This is a genomic window from Enterococcus hailinensis (assembly GCF_045862035.1).
GTDB classification, from domain to species: domain Bacteria; phylum Bacillota; class Bacilli; order Lactobacillales; family Enterococcaceae; genus Enterococcus_A; species Enterococcus_A hailinensis.
The window spans coordinates 1-18,820 of the sequence record NZ_BAAFRV010000026.1 but is presented as its reverse complement, the minus strand read 5'-3'; the positions used below and the strand labels follow the sequence as shown (position 1 = coordinate 18,820).

17 protein-coding genes and 1 pseudogene are annotated in these 18,820 nt (G+C 36.6%); 5 read left to right on the top strand and 13 right to left on the bottom strand.

The annotated features are described in order from the left end of the window. The 3 genes from ACKTSC_RS12555 to ACKTSC_RS12545 form a co-directional block, all read right to left on the bottom strand. Positions 1-190, bottom strand: a 190-nt coding sequence (locus tag ACKTSC_RS12555) for a helix-turn-helix domain-containing protein (RefSeq protein WP_407857206.1), incomplete at its 3' end; no start/stop codon positions are given. A gap of 98 nt (positions 191-288) precedes the next feature. Then, on the bottom strand, positions 289-2,631 hold the full coding sequence (locus tag ACKTSC_RS12550) for a helicase C-terminal domain-containing protein (RefSeq protein ID WP_332581371.1): 2,343 nt from the start codon (positions 2,629-2,631) through the stop codon (positions 289-291). Between the two features lie 87 nt (positions 2,632-2,718). Continuing rightward, positions 2,719-3,090: a phage holin family protein gene (locus ACKTSC_RS12545; protein WP_332581370.1), complete on the bottom strand. Its 372-nt coding sequence runs from the start codon at positions 3,088-3,090 to the stop codon at positions 2,719-2,721. A gap of 181 nt (positions 3,091-3,271) precedes the next feature. On the opposite strand from ACKTSC_RS12545, the gene ACKTSC_RS12540 reads away from it, so the two are divergent. The 5 genes from ACKTSC_RS12540 (at position 3,272) to rpsT (ending at position 8,119) form a co-directional block, all read left to right on the top strand. Beyond that, positions 3,272-3,898, top strand: a complete 627-nt coding sequence (locus ACKTSC_RS12540; protein WP_407855731.1) for an MBL fold metallo-hydrolase — start codon at positions 3,272-3,274, stop codon at positions 3,896-3,898. A 23-nt stretch (positions 3,899-3,921) separates the two neighbouring features. Then, positions 3,922-4,626 carry a histidine phosphatase family protein gene (locus tag ACKTSC_RS12535; protein ID WP_407857782.1) on the top strand — a complete coding sequence of 235 codons (705 nt, stop codon included), beginning with the start codon at positions 3,922-3,924 and terminating at the stop codon, positions 4,624-4,626. Positions 4,627-4,758: 132 nt separating this feature from the next. Continuing rightward, the gene (locus tag ACKTSC_RS12530; protein ID WP_407857781.1) at positions 4,759-5,592 is read left to right on the top strand and encodes an undecaprenyl-diphosphate phosphatase; all 834 of its coding nucleotides are present in this window, start codon (positions 4,759-4,761) and stop codon (positions 5,590-5,592) included. A gap of 225 nt (positions 5,593-5,817) precedes the next feature. Then, on the top strand, positions 5,818-7,701 hold the full coding sequence (locus tag ACKTSC_RS12525) for a heavy metal translocating P-type ATPase (RefSeq protein ID WP_407857780.1): 1,884 nt from the start codon (positions 5,818-5,820) through the stop codon (positions 7,699-7,701). A 163-nt stretch (positions 7,702-7,864) separates the two neighbouring features. After that, positions 7,865-8,119 (top strand): 30S ribosomal protein S20, encoded by a 255-nt coding sequence (gene rpsT, locus ACKTSC_RS12520; protein WP_071856857.1) that lies wholly within the window; start codon positions 7,865-7,867, stop codon positions 8,117-8,119. A 100-nt stretch (positions 8,120-8,219) separates the two neighbouring features. On the opposite strand, the gene gltA is transcribed toward rpsT, so the two are convergent. From gltA to ACKTSC_RS12470, 10 genes and pseudogenes are all read right to left on the bottom strand, one after another. Beyond that, complete coding sequence (gene gltA, locus ACKTSC_RS12515) at positions 8,220-9,584, bottom strand: NADPH-dependent glutamate synthase (protein WP_407857779.1); 1,365 nt, start codon at positions 9,582-9,584, stop codon at positions 8,220-8,222. Beyond that, positions 9,577-10,413 (bottom strand): sulfide/dihydroorotate dehydrogenase-like FAD/NAD-binding protein, encoded by an 837-nt coding sequence (locus tag ACKTSC_RS12510; protein WP_332581364.1) that lies wholly within the window; start codon positions 10,411-10,413, stop codon positions 9,577-9,579. Before ACKTSC_RS12510 ends, gltA begins: the two co-directional genes overlap by 8 nt. Before the next feature lie 17 nt (positions 10,414-10,430). Next, on the bottom strand, positions 10,431-10,880 hold the full coding sequence (locus tag ACKTSC_RS12505) for a flavodoxin (RefSeq protein WP_407857778.1): 450 nt from the start codon (positions 10,878-10,880) through the stop codon (positions 10,431-10,433). 225 nt (positions 10,881-11,105) lie between these two features. Further along, a complete protein-coding gene (gene holA, locus ACKTSC_RS12500) occupies positions 11,106-12,143 on the bottom strand; it encodes a DNA polymerase III subunit delta (RefSeq protein WP_407857777.1) in 1,038 nt (345 codons plus the stop codon). A gap of 90 nt (positions 12,144-12,233) precedes the next feature. Further along, positions 12,234-14,336, bottom strand: coding sequence for a DNA internalization-related competence protein ComEC/Rec2 (locus ACKTSC_RS12495; protein WP_407857776.1), 2,103 nt, complete (start codon positions 14,334-14,336; stop codon positions 12,234-12,236). Positions 14,337-14,458: 122 nt separating this feature from the next. After that, positions 14,459-14,950 (bottom strand): ComE operon protein 2, encoded by a 492-nt coding sequence (locus ACKTSC_RS12490; RefSeq protein WP_143139480.1) that lies wholly within the window; start codon positions 14,948-14,950, stop codon positions 14,459-14,461. Between the two features lie 28 nt (positions 14,951-14,978). After that, positions 14,979-15,581, bottom strand: a complete 603-nt coding sequence (locus ACKTSC_RS12485; RefSeq protein ID WP_407857775.1) for a helix-hairpin-helix domain-containing protein — start codon at positions 15,579-15,581, stop codon at positions 14,979-14,981. Positions 15,582-15,657: 76 nt separating this feature from the next. Further along, positions 15,658-17,478: a lantibiotic ABC transporter permease gene (locus tag ACKTSC_RS12480; protein WP_407857774.1), complete on the bottom strand. Its 1,821-nt coding sequence runs from the start codon at positions 17,476-17,478 to the stop codon at positions 15,658-15,660. Next, the gene (locus ACKTSC_RS12475) at positions 17,453-18,706 is read right to left on the bottom strand and encodes a PilZ domain-containing protein (RefSeq protein WP_407857773.1); all 1,254 of its coding nucleotides are present in this window, start codon (positions 18,704-18,706) and stop codon (positions 17,453-17,455) included. The genes ACKTSC_RS12480 and ACKTSC_RS12475 overlap by 26 nt, the downstream gene beginning before the upstream one ends. Beyond that, a pseudogene (locus ACKTSC_RS12470) lies at positions 18,703-18,820 on the bottom strand (IS30 family transposase); the annotation flags it as partial. The pseudogene ACKTSC_RS12470 and the gene ACKTSC_RS12475, both read right to left, overlap by 4 nt.

Here is an 18,820-nt window from a genome sequence, read left to right as displayed (position 1 = left end):
CTAAAGGACGACCTGAAGAAGTTTTTAAACGGTGAATTTCTCCTTTCATGTACCACTGTTTCCACCTATATATTGTTCCTCTACTTGGGATATTAAATTCTTCCCGAAGGGAGGAACCTGATTCTCCTGCTAATAATCTCTCAACGATTTGAATTTTTAATTTCTCCGGATAATAATTATGTTTTGCCATTAGAAAAACACCTCCAAATTTATTTTACTAAATTTGAGGTGCTCTTTTTTAATTGTATCTAATTATAGTGTCAGTTCCTTCTTTTGTTTCAGCTTCTTTTATTTTTTAGAATCCCAAAAACGCTTAGCTGTTCGTTCAACTGCCGCAGGTCCATAAATTACTTTTCGATCTGCCCAATTGACTGGCAATAATTTTTGATAATGTGGATTCGTATAACGCTGATCAAGAAGTAAGATGATTCCTTGATCAGACATCGTGCGAATGACGCGTCCCGCAGCTTGAATCACTTTATTCATTCCTGGTAATTGATACGCATAACTGAACCCCTGTCCTCTTTTTTCATCATAATACTCTTTGATCAATTCTTGTTCATGATTTACTTGTGGCAAGCCGACACCAACAACGACCGTTCCAATCAAGCGCTCCCCGACTAAATCGATTCCTTCAGAAAATATCCCACCCAAAACACAAAAACCAATCAATGTTTTTTCGGGCTGATCCACAAAAGCAGCTAAAAAAGCTTCTCGCTCTTGTTCATTTAATTTAGATCCTTGTATTTGGATCGCATATTCTGGATAAACATCATGAAAATAATCGGCTACTTGATCTAAATATTGGAAAGAAGGAAAGAAAACCATATAATTTCCAGTTTTCGTACTAGCTAATTTTTCAATTGAAGCAGCAATTTTTGGAATACTTTGTGTCCGATTTTGATATGTTGTTTGAACACCCGCATCCACCATTACTAAACGATTATCATTTGGAAAAGGGCTAGGCAATCGATAGGTTAAACTCTCATCGCCGCCACCCAAAACCTCTTGATAATAATCTAAAGGTGAAAAACTAGCTGAGAATAAAATACTGCTGCCGACTTTATCCATCGTCTGTTCTAAAAACCATGAAGGATCGATACAGTACTCTTTAACAATCAAATCATAATTCTTAAAATCAACCGTTGTTTGATAATGATCATCATATAATTCGCTCATTCTAGTAAAACGAATAATCTCAAAATAGACCGGCAACATTTTTTGTTGGACTGGATGATCAGGATTTTCAGCTAACCACTCTTTGATCAATTCTTGCAATTTGAATAAATGATTGATCAAACTTTCTGGAGCAGCCGTTTGGTGATGATATGCCTTGCCGTCCAACGATTGATAGATTAATTCAAATTCATTATCGACTTTTATAAAAGCTTTTCTAAGTTTTTTAAAAGATTTATCCAACTCATTGCTGATATGATCAAGATTCTTTCGTGAAATACTTGCAGAATACATTTCTTTAGAACGATTAACTAAATTGTGCGCTTCATCCACCAAAACTAAATTTGTCTTGTTTTCTTCCTCAAAAAAACGGCGAAGATAAACAGTCGGATCGAACAAATAATTATAATCCCCCACAACAAGATCGCTAAAGCGACTAATATCTAATGATAATTCAAAAGGACACAATTCATGTTTGCGCGCATACTTTTCAATGACTGGACGCGTATATTGATCTTCACTATTTAGCATATCCCATAAGCCATCATTGACTCGATCGTAATAACCGTTAGCAAAGGGACAATGTTCCGGGGTACAATTTCGCTCTGTCAAAAAACATATTTTGTCTTTAGCAGTCAACGTCACACTCTTTACTCGTGCTGATTTTTGTGTGATTTTTGCAACGGTTTCCTCCGCCACTTGACGTGTGATCGTCTTAGCAGTCAAATAAAAAATTCGTTCACCCAATCCCTCACCCATCGCTTTGAATGTCGGGAAAAGTGTTGACATCGTTTTTCCTGTTCCCGTTGGCGCCTCAACATATAGTTTTTGTTGAGCATGAATAGTCTTATAGACTGCTGCAGCTAGTTCACGTTGTCCTTCACGATACGAATCAAAAGGAAAAGCTAACATTTTTAAAGATTCATTCCGCGTTTCACGCCACTCCATTTGAAAGACTAACCAGTTTTCATACTTCTCAATTAAGTCTTCAAAAAAACTTTTTAGTTCTTCAAACGTGAACAGTCGAGTTTGACGCGTAATTTTTTCTTCGAGCGTTTGATAATAAGTTAAACGTGTTCCGATTTGAGCAAGTTCTTCCTGTTCACTATATATATAGGCATACACCATCGCTTGATAAAAATATAAGTTGATGATGCCTTCTTCTAATTCTTCAAAAGGTGTTTCAGAAGTCTTGATCTCATCGATAAATACTTGTTCATCTTCAATATAGACTCCGTCAGCACGCCCTTCAACTTGAACTGCTATATTCGCGATTTCAACTGGCTTTTTCAACCAAACTTCTTTTTGATAGCCTTTTCCAGCTTCTTTTTGTAGTTTACGATGAATCCGTGCGCCTTCTTGCGGTGTATGGTTACTGTTTTTTCCTTCATCAATACTCCCACTGCGTAGAATGAATTCCACGAGTTCACGAATCGCAATTTTTTTGACAGCCACCGCTTCACCTTCTTATAAATTGATTTTTGCTAAAAGTAATTTCTTCAGCTGTTCAACCATAGAAGATTTTTGCGCTATCGTCAAGTTTTAGTCTTCTTCCTCTTTATCTATAAAATGTGCTAAAAATTTTTGGAATAGCAGCGTCTTAATTCCCATTTTTTCGTAATTTTCAAGAATCGAATGTAGCTCCATCATTAAAAACGATAAGTAAAAAGCATACAAAAGTGCACTGCCGATTTGCAAAGGGATCAAGCTAGCAACTGGTAGAAAGAACAATAACAATAAAATACTAGCAATTTTACGTAATAATCCATTGATTCCGATTTTTGATGAGAGTTGCTTTGAAAGTTTAGCAGCAATCAATCCTGTTACTAAATCCAGCAACATCGCCAAACAAATCAAAGATAACACAAACAATAATCGCGGCTCTTGCTCGATCATTTTAATCCAATCATTCATTTTCACTCCTCCTTATCCTAACTAACGGCACTTTTTACATGAAAGTTCAACAAGTGAATTGGAATCGTTTATCTTTTTATCTTTTAAGGTATAATAGAAGAGAAATCATTGCTATTTTGCACTACAATAGTTGATGAATGAACTGACCTAGATGATTAACAGTTGCAATAGGAGGAAACTAATGATTCATATTGAAGGTTTTGTAACGGGCAGTGTCCAAGAAAACTGCTATTTGATTTACAACGAACAAAATTTATTGATTGTTGATCCTGGATCTGAAGGGGATCGTTTGATTCAAGAAATCAAACGAATTGGTAAAACACCCCAAGCGATTCTTTTGACTCATACACATTATGATCATATCGGTGCGGTAGAACAATTACGTCACCAATATTCGATTCCAGTATATGTAAGTCCGCTTGAACAAGCGTGGCTGAGTGATCCCATTTTGAATTTATCTGGCCTTGGCAGACACGATGATCTACCAAATTTGGTCGTACAGCCGGCAGAATATGAATTCGAACTAAAGGAGTATACGATTGGCGGTATGCCTTTCCAAGTCGTTCCTACTCCAGGTCATTCTATTGGAAGCGTCAGCTTCATTTTCGATGACTTTGCCGTCGTAGGTGATGCTTTATTTAAAGGCAGCATCGGTCGAACAGATCTATATACTGGCGACCTTCAACAATTGTTATACAGTATCAAAACCTATCTCTTTACCCTTCCTCGTGAATTGCCAGCATATCCTGGACACGGAGAAGCGACCACGATTGGTCAAGAAATCGATACAAATCCGTTCTTTAACTAATCAACTTTTTGGAGGTTATAAATATGACAGAAACAAATCTTTATATTGTGCGACATGGTAAAACAATGTTCAATACGTTAGCTCGTGTTCAAGGTTGGTGTGATACACCACTAACTCAAAGCGGCCGTGCTGGCATCAAAAACGTTGGACTTGGTCTACAAGATACAAAATTTGAAGAAGCATATTCTAGTGATTCCGGTCGTGCAATTGAAACGATGCGTATCTTACTAGGCGAACATCCTGATGGCAAAGATATTCCTTATCATGTCGATCCACGTATTCGTGAATGGTGCTTTGGCTCTCTTGAGGGCGGCTACGATGCAGAAATGTGGGGCGTATTACCGCGTGTGTTGAACTTCCAAACAGAAGACGATCTTTTCGCTACAGATGTTACATTTGAAGAAATTGCGAATGCAATCGAAGTCGCTGATACAGCGAATTGGGCAGAACCATATGCGCAATTACGTGACCGCGTTTGGAATGGTTTTGAAGATATCGCTCAACACCGTGAAAAAAATGGTGGCGGAAATGTTCTGATCGTTTCTCATGGATTAACGATTGCGTTCTTACTAAGTTTGATTGATTCAAAACAACCGGTTCGGGCCAACCTTTTAAATGGAAGTATCAACCGCATCAAGTATGAAAATGGTGAATTCTCCATTCGCGCAATCAACGATATCAGTTATATGGAACGCGGAAAAACTATTTTAGACCAAACAAAAGAATAATAGCTATAAAAAAACCTGCCCGCTTAGTGTTGGCAGGTTTTTTCTTATATAAAGCTTAGCGATTTTCCAATGGTTTTTTTTTTAGCAAAACGGTATACTGATTGTTGTTACTAATTTGAAAGGACGTATACTATGCTTATTGCCAATATCTTTAAAGCAATCATTCTCGGAATCATTGAAGGAATCACGGAATGGTTACCGATTTCATCTACGGGTCATTTGATCTTAGCAGACGAATTTATCAAAATGAACATGAGCTCTGCCTTTACTGAAATGTTCAATGTCGTGATTCAACTAGGTGCTATCTTAGCCGTAGTCGTTTTGTATTTCAATAAACTAAATCCTTTTTCTTACAGCAAAAATAATCGAGAAAAACGTGATACCTGGACATTGTGGTTTAAAGTCATCATTGCTTGCCTTCCAGCAGCGATTATCGGAATTCCTTCTGATGATTTTTTGGAAGCACATTTCCATAAATTTTTACCTGTAGCGATTATGTTGATCGTTTATGGGGTCGCCTTTATTGTCGTTGAGCGGCAACATAAAAATAAACCGGCTAAAATTACTACATTAAATGATTTTACTTATAAAGCTGCTTTGCTTGTTGGTGCTTTCCAATTACTTTCGTTGATTCCTGGTACTTCTCGTTCTGGCGCAACGATTCTTGGTGCAATCATCATCGGATGTTCGCGTTATGTCGCTACTGAATTTTCTTTCTTCTTAGGAATTCCCGTGATGTTCGGTGCGAGCGGCTTAAAGATCGTTAAATTTTTAATGAATGGAAATACTTTTGGCTTATCAGAAACGATCGTTCTATTAGTGGGTATGATCACTGCCTTTGTCGTGTCGATCGTCGCAATCAAATTCTTATTAGACTATATCAAGCGCAACGACTTTACTGTCTTTGGATGGTATCGAATTATTTTAGGTATTATTTTAATCGCCTATTGGTTAATCGCTATGTAAGATCTGCATTTATGCAGGTCTTTTTTATTTTATTTATAATTATTATAATTTAAAATTGAACTCTCAAAATTTTTATATTTCCCTCAATTCCATTTAAAAGCTCTCGTTGTTAATGATAATCGTTATCATCACTAATTGATAATTACTTTCGTTCTCATTTAGTATTTTTCATTATCAATTGAATGCTTATTCGTGATAGGATAAAAATCGAAAGGAGGAATAGTTATGAGCAAAGAAGAACGTATGGCTTTTCTCTCTACCCTATTCTGTCTCGGATTATTAATTATTGGTAAGTTATCGATGCTTTTGAACCAACCAATCTACCCACTTTTTTTTATCGCTGCCATTATTAGCGGCGGTTGGAAGCAAACCTACGAAGGAATCAACGAATTGATCCACGATAAAACATTGAATGTGGATCTATTGATGGCTTTAGCTGCTATCGGTGCCTGTCTAATTGGTAACTGGTTTGAAGGTGCAATGCTGACCTTTATTTTTTGTTTGAGCGGTGCTCTTGAGGAATATGCAACGAATAAAAGCACTAAAGAGATCACTGCTTTGTTAAATGCCGCACCTAATGAAGCGGTAAAAATTGTAGGTGAGCAACATATCGTTGTTCCAGTTAAAGAATTAACTATCGGAGATAACGTATTCGTAGCTAAAGGAGCCGCCATTCCAATCGATGGATTGATGCAATCAAGATCTTCGATTGATGAAGCAGCAATAACTGGCGAATCGATTCCAGTTGAAAAAAATATTGGCGATGAAGCCTTTGGCGGAACGATTAATCTTGGTCAAGCTTTTACGTTAAAAGTGACTAAAACGAGCGAGGACACTTTATTCGCCCAAATATTACGCTTAGTAGAAAATGCACAAAGTGAGCAAAGTGCCACGGCTACATTTATTGAGCGAATCGAAAATGTTTACGTTAAAATTGTTTTGATCGCTGTGCCTTTGATGATTTTATTCACTCATTTGATTTTGGGCTGGCCTTTTACAGAAAGTTTCTATCGCGGAATGGTTTTATTAGTTGTTGCGTCACCATGTGCTCTCGTCGCCTCTGCTACGCCTGCTACACTCGCAGCAATCTCCAATGGTGCCAAAAAAGGGATTCTTTTCAAATCTGGCAAAACTTTAGAAAAATTAGCAGATTTGCGGGCCGTCTCCTTTGATAAAACAGGAACATTAACCCAAGGAAAACCACATGTAACTGATTATCAAACTTTTTCAGACGATTCGTTGATTCCACAACTATTATTTTCAATGGAGCGTCAATCAAATCATCCGATCGCCAAAGCGATTACACAATTTTTTAATCGTGAAGAAAGTATTCCTGTGGAAATCAATGAAATTGCCGGTGCGGGCTTAGAAGCAGTTTATGAGGATCAGATTTGGAAGCTAGGTAAACCAAGGGCTTCAATGAGTCATCCATTAGTCAGCAAGTGGCATGAAGAAGGCAAAACAGCCATCAGCTTGACTTGTGACGATAAGCTCGTCGCATTGCTGGCTTTGATGGATCTACCAAAACCTTATACAAAAGAAGTAATTGATTATTTCTCCGAGCAGCATATTCAGACAACGATGTTGACCGGTGACAATCTTGGTGCAGCCAGTTTCGTTTCTCAGCAATTAGGATTGACAGAATTTCATGGTGAGTGCTTGCCTGCTGATAAGACTGAATTAGTTAAACAGCAACAAAAAAAATTCACTGTGAATGCGATGGTCGGTGATGGGATCAATGATGCCCCCGCTCTAGCTACTGCAGATATCGGCATCGCGATGGGCGAAGGAACAGATGTTGCAATGGAAGTTTCTGATATGGTACTGATGAAAAACGATTTAACAAAATTAGTCTACAGTCATCGCTTGGCCAAAAAAATGAAACGAATCGTACGACAAAATATTTTATTTTCTTTATTAGTTATCGTTTTATTGATCAGCAGCAATTTTTTACAGTTTTTGACGCTACCATTAGGTGTTATCGGTCATGAAGGTAGTACGATTTTAGTTATCTTAAATGGTTTAAGAATGTTGATTCCATTAAAAGAGCCTATCCAATCTCGTGAGATGGACTGTCAAGATTGTCCTCTTCATCAAAATATTCATTAAAGTAGATAAATAGGTTTAATAAAAGTACCTTTTCTATTTTATTTTCTGTTAAGGAAAAAAACTTGTCACGATTTTATTGCATTGAAATGCTGCTTTATGTATAATGGGTAATGTTGAATTGTACGGCTATAACCGTATAAGTCTAAATCCGGAGGTGAAACCCATGCCAAACATTGAATCTGCAATCAAACGTGTTCGCACTAGCGAAGCTGCTAACGCAAAAAACTCATCACAAATGAGCGCAATGCGTACTACTGTTAAAAAATTCGAAGAAGCTGCTGCTGCTGGATCAGATAACTTAAACGATCTTTACAAAGAAGCATCTCGAGCAATCGATATGGTTGAATCAAAAGGTTTGATTCACAAAAACAAAGCAAACCGTGATAAAGCACGTCTTGCTAAAAAATTAGCTAAATAATAAAAACCGATCGTATGATCGGTTTTTTTGTACCTTCAATTTCGCTTAGCAACCAATAAATTCACTTTTTTACCTTTTTCATTTGGATGTACTGGTCGATTTAATTAGCTGCTATTTTCCCAGCACCCATTGCTAAAATTACGGTTGCCGCTCCAGTAACGATATCTCCACCAGCGAAAACACCTGGAATCGAAGTTGCACATGTTTCTTCGTCCGCAGCGATATATCCCCATTGATTAAGCGCTAATTGAGGAAAGGTATCTAATAACACCCTATTCGCATCTTGACCAATTGCTTCGATTGCTGTGTCTGCTTCAATAATAAATTCACTATTTGGAATACTGACTGGGCGACGGCGTCCCGAATCATCAGGTTCACCAAGTTCCATACAAATGCATTTGACTGCCTTCAACTTCCCTTGATCATCTCCTAAATATTCGATTGGATTAGATAACCAATGGTAAATGATCCCTTCTTCAAACGAATGATGATATTCTTCTACTCGAGCAGGTAATTCTTCTAAGGAACGCCGACAAATAATTGACACATTTTCAGCACCTAAACGTCTTGCTGAACGTGCCGCATCCATCGCCACATTTCCTCCCCCAATCACCACGACATTTTTCACTTTTTGAAGCGGTGTATCGTACGTTGGAAATTGATACCCGTGCATCAGATTGACCCGTGTCAAATATTCACTAGCTGAATACACACCATTCAGTGCTGTGCCCCTGACTCCTTGGAATCTTGGTGCTCCTGCTCCGACTGAGAGATAGCAAGCATCATATTTATCTATGATTTCCTCCATCGTGATTGTTTTCCCAATAACGACATTCGTTTTTATTTTCACACCTTGTGCTACAATTCGTTCGATTTCTTTTTTTACAATTTTTTTTGGCAAACGGAACTCAGGAATACCATATGTCAGCACACCGCCTGGTTCGTGTAATGCCTCATAAATTGTTACTTCATAGCCCAGCTTAGCTAAGTCACCGGCAGTTGTTAACCCAGACGGCCCTGATCCAATTACAGCAACTCGACCTTTATCCATGGCAGTTACAGCGACTTCAAAAGGTTGTTCTAACGCCCAGTCAGCGACCAGTCGTTCTAACTTTCCGATTGCTACGGGTTCAAATTTTTTTGAACGTCCTAATCGACAGGCCATCTCACACTGTTTTTCTTGTGGACAAACACGACCACAAATAGCAGGCAAATTCGTATGTCGACTTAAAATTTTCTGAGCTTGTTCCATTTCGTTCTCTTCAATAGCCTTTATAAAACTGGGAATATCGATCATCACGGGACAATTAGTAATACAAGGTGCATTTTTACATTGTAAACATCGCGACGCTTCTTGTTGTCCTTCTTCCAACGAGTATCCTAGGGTGACTTCTGCGAAATTATGGGCGCGGATTTCTGGTGCTTGTTCTTTCATCAAAGTTTTGGTATAACTACGCTTAGCCATTGTTCATCACCTGCTTTTGATAACTTTTGAACGTTGATACCTCTTCTCCTTGATACTGTTTCATCCGGTTGATAAATTCATCCCAATTGACTTCAGCACCTAAAAATTCTGGTCCGTCTACACAAGCAAACTTGATCGTATCAGCAATCGTTACTCGACAACCTCCACACATCCCAGTACCATCGATCATAATCGGATTCAACGATACATATATTGGAACATCATATTTTTGTGCCGTCAATGTGCAGAATTTCATCATGGTGCTGGGACCAATCGCCCAAGCTGTTGCAATACTTTGTTGTTGAAAGATTTTTTCCATGGCTGCAGTAACTACACCGGATTCTCCTAGCGAACCATCATCTGTCATAATGATCAATTCATCAGAATAAGTTTGGCATTCTCTGGCCAAAATGACCAAGTCAGCGGTTTTAGCGCCTAAAACAGTCGTCACACGATTCCCAGCTTTTTTCATAGCTTTGATGATTGGAAATAGTGCTGCGATCCCTACACCGCCACCCACCAACAAAACATGTCCAAAATTTTTTATTTCTGTTGCTTTTCCTAAAGGTCCCACCAAATCTTTTATAAATTCCCCAGTTCTGATTGTTGCTAATTGAGCAGTTGATTTACCAACCACTTGAAAAATCAGCCGGATCGAACCTTTTTCTGGTTCAGTCTCTACAATCGTTAAAGGAATACGCTCACCGAATTCATCGATCCGTAAAATCACAAATTGTCCAGCTAAAGCTTTTTCGGCAATGTGAGGAGCTTCGATAACCATTTCTACTTCATTAGGAGCTAGTTTCGATCGTCTAATTACTTTAAACATATCTATCTCCTCTTTTTTTAGCCAACAGCTGCAACTAATGTTTTAACAAATGCAATCAAGACTTCTTCATCTTCATCATCCGCTTCGTTTTCAATTTTTACGACTTCAACTGCTTTTTTTGCCCCTGTTTGGGCAAAGGCAGTATCAAAATCAAGTGCTGCTTGACAGAAATAATCTGGATATAATTCGCTATCACCGGTTCCAACTACACCATAAATTTTTCCTGCTAGATCTTCACCTGGCAATTCCTCATAAAAATCTTCTAAATCAAAAGGTCTCTCTCCGTCACCATCTGTATACGTTGCTAAAACACAAATATCTGCATCTTCATAACTATCAGCTGTAGCATCATCTGCTTCGATCCGCTCTACATCGATATTTAACGCTTCAAATGCCTCTTCTAAAATTTCTGAGATTCCTTCGGTGTTTCCAGTATTTGTAGCATAAATAATTTTTGCGACTGTCATTTTGTTCATCCTCCCCATAAGATTTATCTATATATAAGCCAATGTGACTGATATACCCATTTTTAAGCGCTTTCTCAAATGAATAGTTTTATCATACCTTAAAAATATGGATAGGTGAACAAAGGAAAAATTTTTTATCAAAAAAGTTTTAACAAAAAAAGACTAAAACAAAAGGAGCATAACCTTCTGTAATAGTCTCTTTTTATAAATAGTTTGTATTTAAACTCAGGCTCTTTTTTGCTTGATCTGCTCCGTCGTTTTTAAAATAAATAATTGGAATTTCAACTCTTTTTCTGCTTGTCCTGTTTTGACTTCATAATCATTTTCGACTAATTCATCATACATTGTAACCAGTAGCTGCAAAGGAAATTTCGCTACTTGCTGCATCGCTAATTTCACTCGATAAGGATGGACACCCAACGTTTCAGCAATATTAGCTTGCTGATAACCTACTTTTTGTAATATCTTCGTTTGTAACAATAATCGGATCTGACCAATCAAAATTGCTGTCAATTTGATTGTCTCTTCACCTTGCAGATGTAACTCTTCGTAGGTCTGATAGGCTTTTCCTGCATCACCTTTTAAGATTTGCTCCGTCAACTCAAAAATATTATGTTCCAATGTCTTTGGCACCAAATCTTCAACTAATTGCAGCGTGATTGTTCCGCCCTCACCTGCTAAAAGTAATAATTTTTCAATTTCATTCATTGCTTTTGATAAATCGAAGTCAGTCAATCTTAAAAATAAATCAAAAGCTTCACGTGAAATTTTTACATTTTCATTACTGATATAACGTTGTAAAAAATTACGCAAATCTCGTTCTTGCAACGGTGCAGCATCAATGACGGTCGCTTTCTTTAATGCTTTCGTTGCTTTCTTTCGTGCATCTAATTTAGGATAATTCGCCCAAAAAACAACTACCGAAGTTTCGACGGGCTGTTTCAAATAAGCCAATAAACTATCGATGTCTTGTTCTTGATTATTACTCTTTTTTTCCCCGGTTAAAAAACTAGGCTTTTCGACAAAAATCAAGCGATAATCTCCAAAAAAAGGCAATGTTTCGGCTTCATCGATCACTGCTCCTAAGTTGGTCTCATCCATATCAAAAGCCATAAAATTCAATTCTTCTAAATCATCTATTTTCATTCGATCCATAAATGCTTGACGGATCTCTTGGACTAAATAATCTTCCGTTCCCGTAACCAAGTAAACGGGTGCTAACGGGGCTTGCCGAATTTGTTGCACGGCTTCTTGTGTATTCATATATTTACTCCTTGTACGTCTCACTATGACTAATTTTAAGTGACACTTCTTCACCTAACGATAATCAGCTGCTTATCCATGCTACCACGATTATCGTGGAAAATCTATCAGGAGTTTGAGTTTTCCACGCTTTGTTATCGGCGACCATTGATAATAGACCATGCCATTTTGATCTGTTCGCAAAGTGTGGATTTTTTGCCTCGCTAATTTTTCTAAGGTCTCTGGAGTAGGATGACCATAGCGATTATTCCGACCAACCGAGATGATCGCATATTTTGGATCCATCATTGCTAAAAATTGCTCACTCGTAGAGGTATTACTGCCATGGTGCCCAACTTTTAAGAAATCGACTCTCAAGTTGGGATAATCCTGGATCAATTTTTCTTCTCCCGCTATTTCAAGGTCCCCCGTAATTAAAAAACGTTGCTGATTAATTTCGAAATAGGTAACGAGCGAATCATTATTCTCACCAGTACTTTTTTGCGGTGACAAGATGCTCAATTTCAATTTCTGACCAACTTGATCGCCTTGTTTTACTAAATGAACGGCTGTGCCTTTAAGTGGTTCTAATAGTTCTCTTAATTCCATTTGTGAACCTGTACCTAGATATAGATTTTTGACCCGTACATTAGCTAGAATATTTTCTAATTCTCCCATATGATCTTCATCATTATGCGTCACGATCAAATGATCGATTTTTTGACAACCAATAGATCGTAAAAACGGTAGGATATTATAATCAGAGAGTGCTTTGGACTGTCGCTGTTTCCATAGCTCCTGTTCAAAACGCAAACGTCCACCCGTATCAATCAAGAATGTTTCTTGTTTGAATGGTAGACGAATGAATAAACAGTCTCCCTGCCCTACATCAACAAAAGCAACGATCCCTCTGAAAGAATAGGAAATAGAAAAAAGCAACCCAACTGCTATTAAAATCAAAAAATAATACGTTCGTTGGTACTTAATCCGATCTAGCAAAGTGAGCACAAGGATGGATAAACATAAAAATATAAAGATACTAGGTTTCCCGATTGTCAAATTCGGAAGAGAGAATTTGATTAGGAACCATTCTAGCAGTTGTAAGCCTTCATCAAATAAATTACTGAAATAATGTATTCCCGGTAAAAAACAACCCGCAAATAGCAGCAAGCAACTAGGCAGGATCACCCATTCAAACAAAGGAAACAGCAATAGTATTAACACGCCACCCAGAATCGACCATTCACTAAAGCTATATATTAAAATCGGAAGCGCTAAAAAAGTAAACATGAACGAGTGCTGCCATTGTTTTAATTCTAAATCTGTCATATACAAAAGGATCATAGAAAAAAATACGCTTAATTGAGCACCCACAGACCATAACGCTAGCGGGAAACAACTTACTAATAAAAACAACATGATACTCCATTGATCAAGCTTAGATAGAGCAACGTCAAACGTAAGACAACTAAAAGCAATCAAAAAACTAAAAACAGCCCGAATCGTACTATAACTCCCTCCAGTCAAAGGAATCACGAACAAACTAACTAAACAGAGAATACCCAAACGCGATACTCTAACTAACCTCAGCCGTTTTAAAAGTACGTGTAATCCACCTAGATAAAATTGGATATGCAATCCCGAAAGTGTAAAAAGATGGAGCAGACCATTGGCTTTATAGCCATCCATATATTCATCGAATTGCAAATCTTTGTAGCCAATTACTAAGGCTTTGATATAACTTGCTAAATGATCAGAATAACGTTGATCGATTCGATCAATCAATCGGTGTCGCAAGCGTCTAAGACTATACTTTCTAGAGTCCCCTGGTCTCAATGAATCGGCTTGTAACGATTGAGAAATGCCGATGCTATGATAATATTTTTGTTCATCGAAGCCATTTAAATTACGAGCCGGCGAAAAATTTTCGGTCTTTCCGCTGATTATAGCGTAATCAGGAGGCGCTTGGCTCGACCAAGTCAGCTTTTCGTTTTCGGACGCCATCGTGTAGTAAATCAAATACATTTTTCCATCGATCTGACCATAAAATTTCAAGAGATTCCCATCTATTTTAATAGTATCTACCTGAATGTTTATTCGCCCATTTGTTATCACTAATTGGTCTACTGAAAAATCATTAACATATAAATAGGATCTGATTCCAATAAAAAAGCTGCATAAAAAGACCATAATAAGAAGTTTCGGTCTCTTCATACAGCAAATTCGTATCAACAAGATTATCAACAAAATCAATAGCCAATAATTGAATTGATACATGAGTGCGCCCGATAATATGGCGCAAAAAATCGGCAAAATTAAATAATTACGTAATTCGCTTATTTTTCAGGTGATGTGGCAGCATCTTCTCCTAATTGCAATTTCGTAAAATATTTACTTTCTAAATGAACTTGGTGAACACTGGCGCCTACTTGGCTGATCAATTCAATCGCATAAGGATCATTATGATAATCTTTCAAATAATGGATTTTCTTGATACCCGCTTGCAGCAAAGCTTTTGTACACGCCAAGCAAGGAAAATGTGTGACGTAAATTTCAGCTTGATCTGTAGCAATACCTAATTTTGCACATTGTAATAAGGCATTCATCTCTGCATGGATCGTTCGTAAACAATGACCATCAACTACATAGCAACCGTCATCGACACAATGGACATCGCCACTTACGGACCCATTATATCCTCCCGCAATGATTCGCTTATCTCTAACGATCGTAGCCCCCACCTCAAGGCGAGTACAGGTACTTCTTAATGATAACAATACGGCTTGCGCCATAAAATATTGGTCCCATGGAATTCTTTCTGTCTTCAAGGTGTTCATCCTCTCATTTAGATCTTTTCTATATTGTAATCGAGTCCTTCAAATTTTCAAGTGTCTTTTCCCCGATGCCCGATACTTTCATTAAATCTTCGATCGCTTGGAAACCGCCATTCCCTTCACGAAATTTAATAATATCTGCTGCACGTTTTTCGCCGATTCCAGATAATTGCTGTAATTCACTTGCATCCGCTGTATTGATATTAATTTTCTTATTCGTATCCTCAGTCTTATTTTGTGCTGACTTTGTTTCTTCATTGATCGTTGGTATTTCTTCTCCTACTTTAGGCACATAGACGATTTCTTGATCAGCTAACAACTTGGAAAAATTGATTTGATTTTGATCAGCCTCAGCAGTAAATCCTCCAGCTAACTCAATGGCATCCATCAAACGCATGCCTTCTTTAATCCGATACATGCCAGTCTTATTTACAGCTCCTTTAACGTCAACATACCATTCTTCACTAACAGTGGCACTAGTTGTTTCTAATACTGATTGACTGGTTGAAAAAAGCGTCGGTTGACTAATTGTTTCTTCTTCTTTTTGAAAAATGAAGAAACAGACGCCAAATAAAGCGACCAGAATGAGTAATAAATATGGATATTTTTTTAAATAGTCTTTCATCATAACCTCCTTTACAAAAAAATACGCAAAGGAAATGACTAAACGAAGTCTTCCTCTGCGTATTCAAAATAGATTGTTAAATTTCAAGTTCGTTGATTGAATGGATTCCCGTTCCTAATGATCGATCAAAATTTTTTTCAACCAATTTATTGAATGTATAGTGTTCTTCTAATACGACAACATGATCGTATTGTTTGAGTAGTTCAATAAATTCTTGATCCTCGAACATAAAATTTTCTCTTCCCTCAATATTTTCACTAAATAAAAAATACTTTCCTACAAAATTAACTAAATAATTCTCTACAGCTACCTTATCTGTAGAAACTATTAAAAAAGAATCTGAATTTTTTTCAATTCTTTCTAACTCCATTTTTTTGAACTGGCTTGGAATAGATTGGTCAAACTGTGTAGCATTAAATAATAAGCCGTTACTTTCTGAAAAAATCAGCAACGTTGAAACAAACAGTAAGACCGCTGTAGTATATTGATAGTTCTTTTTGGTTTTTAAATTTTTAAATCCTTGATGGTTTCTTTTAATGAGTCTTTGTTCATACATATTTTTATCGATTTCATTAATCAAGACGAAAACAGTTAATCCTAATGCAAAAATGACAATACTAGAAGTGTACCGTTCAAAGCCGGCTAAGTAAAGGGCTTCATCCGTCGGCATCGAAAACAGAAACATCGCTAGAATTGATGCATAGTAACCAATGATCACCACATTTATTCCCAACCAAAAACGTAAAATACTCGTTTTACGTTTTAACCGATAATGAATAACCAACCAGGTTCCAATTAATAATACATTCGTTAGAAGGATTCCTTGTGTAGATTGTGTTGAAAGATTCAACACAGTCGTAGAGAAATTTGACCAAATAGCTATTACTTCAGAAGTTGTTTTATCGGCCAATAGTTGTTGATATGTTGAAATAGATACCTCATGTTTCGATACTGGAAATGTCTGTTTTACGTGTAATATCCATATGAAGATTGGGAGTGTTGCTCCTATCACTGCTGAAATAACCATTCCTGCTTTTTTGAAAATTGAATGTTCAGTTCCCCCGAAGAGAGTTCCAATATAGATACACAAAACGATAAGCGAAAAAAATAGACCGCTATTTTTTACTAAATTTAAGACTGCTAATATTACTATCAGATAGATCAATGATTGCTTTGGTCGATCTTTCATCGCGATAATCCCAGCTATCGTGGCTAAAGCCAATAAAGGTAAAAGGAAATCCACTAATAAATTATTCATCCGAATCGCAATATTATAGTAATTAATCACCGCAAAATAAGAAAATAATATTGCTGGAAACAATAATCTTTGCTTATCTCTTAAAATTGAAAATATCGCATAAATTGCTGAGAAGATAAATATTTGTTGTCCAATTAGAAGAACTTGATCAGAAAAACCAGCAATTTTAGTTACATAATATAAAAAAAGTGAACTTCCAAGTGGATATGAGGTGAACGAAATAATCGTATCCGCAGCGGTTGGAAAGCGATCTTCTGTAAAAAGAAATTTAGCAATCAACGACCAGTGAGAAAAATTATCGTAATGTTCTAGCTTGGTAATAACCAAAGCAGAAGCAATCAAAATAAAGTACAACAAAAGCCAAAGGATTATCCAATTTGTCTGTTTAAGATGAAAAGACATCTGTCTAACTTTTTTTATTGCATCATATCCACTAAATAAAATACCTGTAGTGAACAAACTATAGGTACCAAACTCTAATAAATTAAAATAGCCCAAAATTTGTAAGATTAAAATGATAGAAGCAATAGCAGATAACCAGCTTAATTCTCTAGCAAATTTTAATCGATTTTTGAAAAATAAAGATAGACCATGAATTGATATTAGTACTAAACTAAATCGCAAAATCATCACAAACATTGTCTGCCTCCTTTTCTCTAACCCACTGCTTGATTTCTTTAATGAAAGCAGGATGATGAACAATCTTGTGCAAATTTGTTACCTTCAATTTATATTTATTTTCTGTCAGTACTTTTTCTGCCTCTAATCGCAAGTGGATCCCCCCAAACTTCCAAGTAAAGCTTTCACCAATTCGAAGCGTTCGATTCGTTTGAGCCGTTATATATTGAAAATCAAATTCATGAAAAATAAATTCATGATTTTTAATAGCTACACGTTTTTTCATTGCTATAACTGGTGCTTTTTTTACTTCTTCTTCCTTTAATCGTCTAATAAATATACGTTTTTCAAGGTTGATCAAAAAACGTTCCAACGGAGTGATCCAAACGTCACGAAATTGCGGCAAACTTTGGTTGAAGCCATCATGGATAACCTGCAAATAATTCAAATAATCTTCTTCCGTATTCGGTTGTAAAATCAGCCCATAGAACCACTCTTCTTGATAGTGAAAAACTCTTGCTACGCTCCCAGAAAGTGTAGCTTGGTATCCATTTTTTTCGATCTCGACTTTAAGATCTTTATCTGGAAAATAAAAAGGATGTTCCGATACAATTAACATTCCTTTTTCTGAAATGTCTTTAGTTTTCAAAACAAACGTTTGATTAAAACAAGTAATAGTTACATTATTTTGGTAAGCAAAGCGCTCTGTTTGACGATGCATAGGTCTTCCCAAAAAGAATAAAACCGAAAAAGTTAGATTAAAGATATGAGTCAATAACCAAAAACTAATAATACTGCTGTAAAATAACTCCGAACCAAATTTCCCATAGTTAAAACTGACTAAACCATAGACAGCTAGCACTAACATTAGTGCATGAGGAATAATATACAAAAGATCTTTACGCGATTGATTCGATGTTTTATCCGTCACTTTGAATTTCTTTTCTTTAATCCCTAGTGCCTGCAACAGCACCGGTATTACTAAGTAGGGCGCAATAATTGTTTCTTGAACTTCGCCCCAACGTTGGGTACGGATATCACTAGATAAATCCTGCATAGCTAAATGTAAAAAATAATAACTAGGTAACCAAAAAATAAGCAATTGCCAAAAATTAGCTTTCACTACCATGATATTGAAAACTGTAAATAGGATCGGTGCTGCAATATAAATCAAACGACGTAAGAAAGACCACCAATAGAGATAACTATTTAAAAAAACTAATTTTTGTTTAATTGTCTTAATTGTCAAATTAAGTTAGACAAATCATCAATACTTACGTAACTCAAAAATACTTCCAAAGGTGTTCGATAATCCAGTGATTTTCTAGGAATATTATTTCGTTTAGATGTGACAGATTGAATA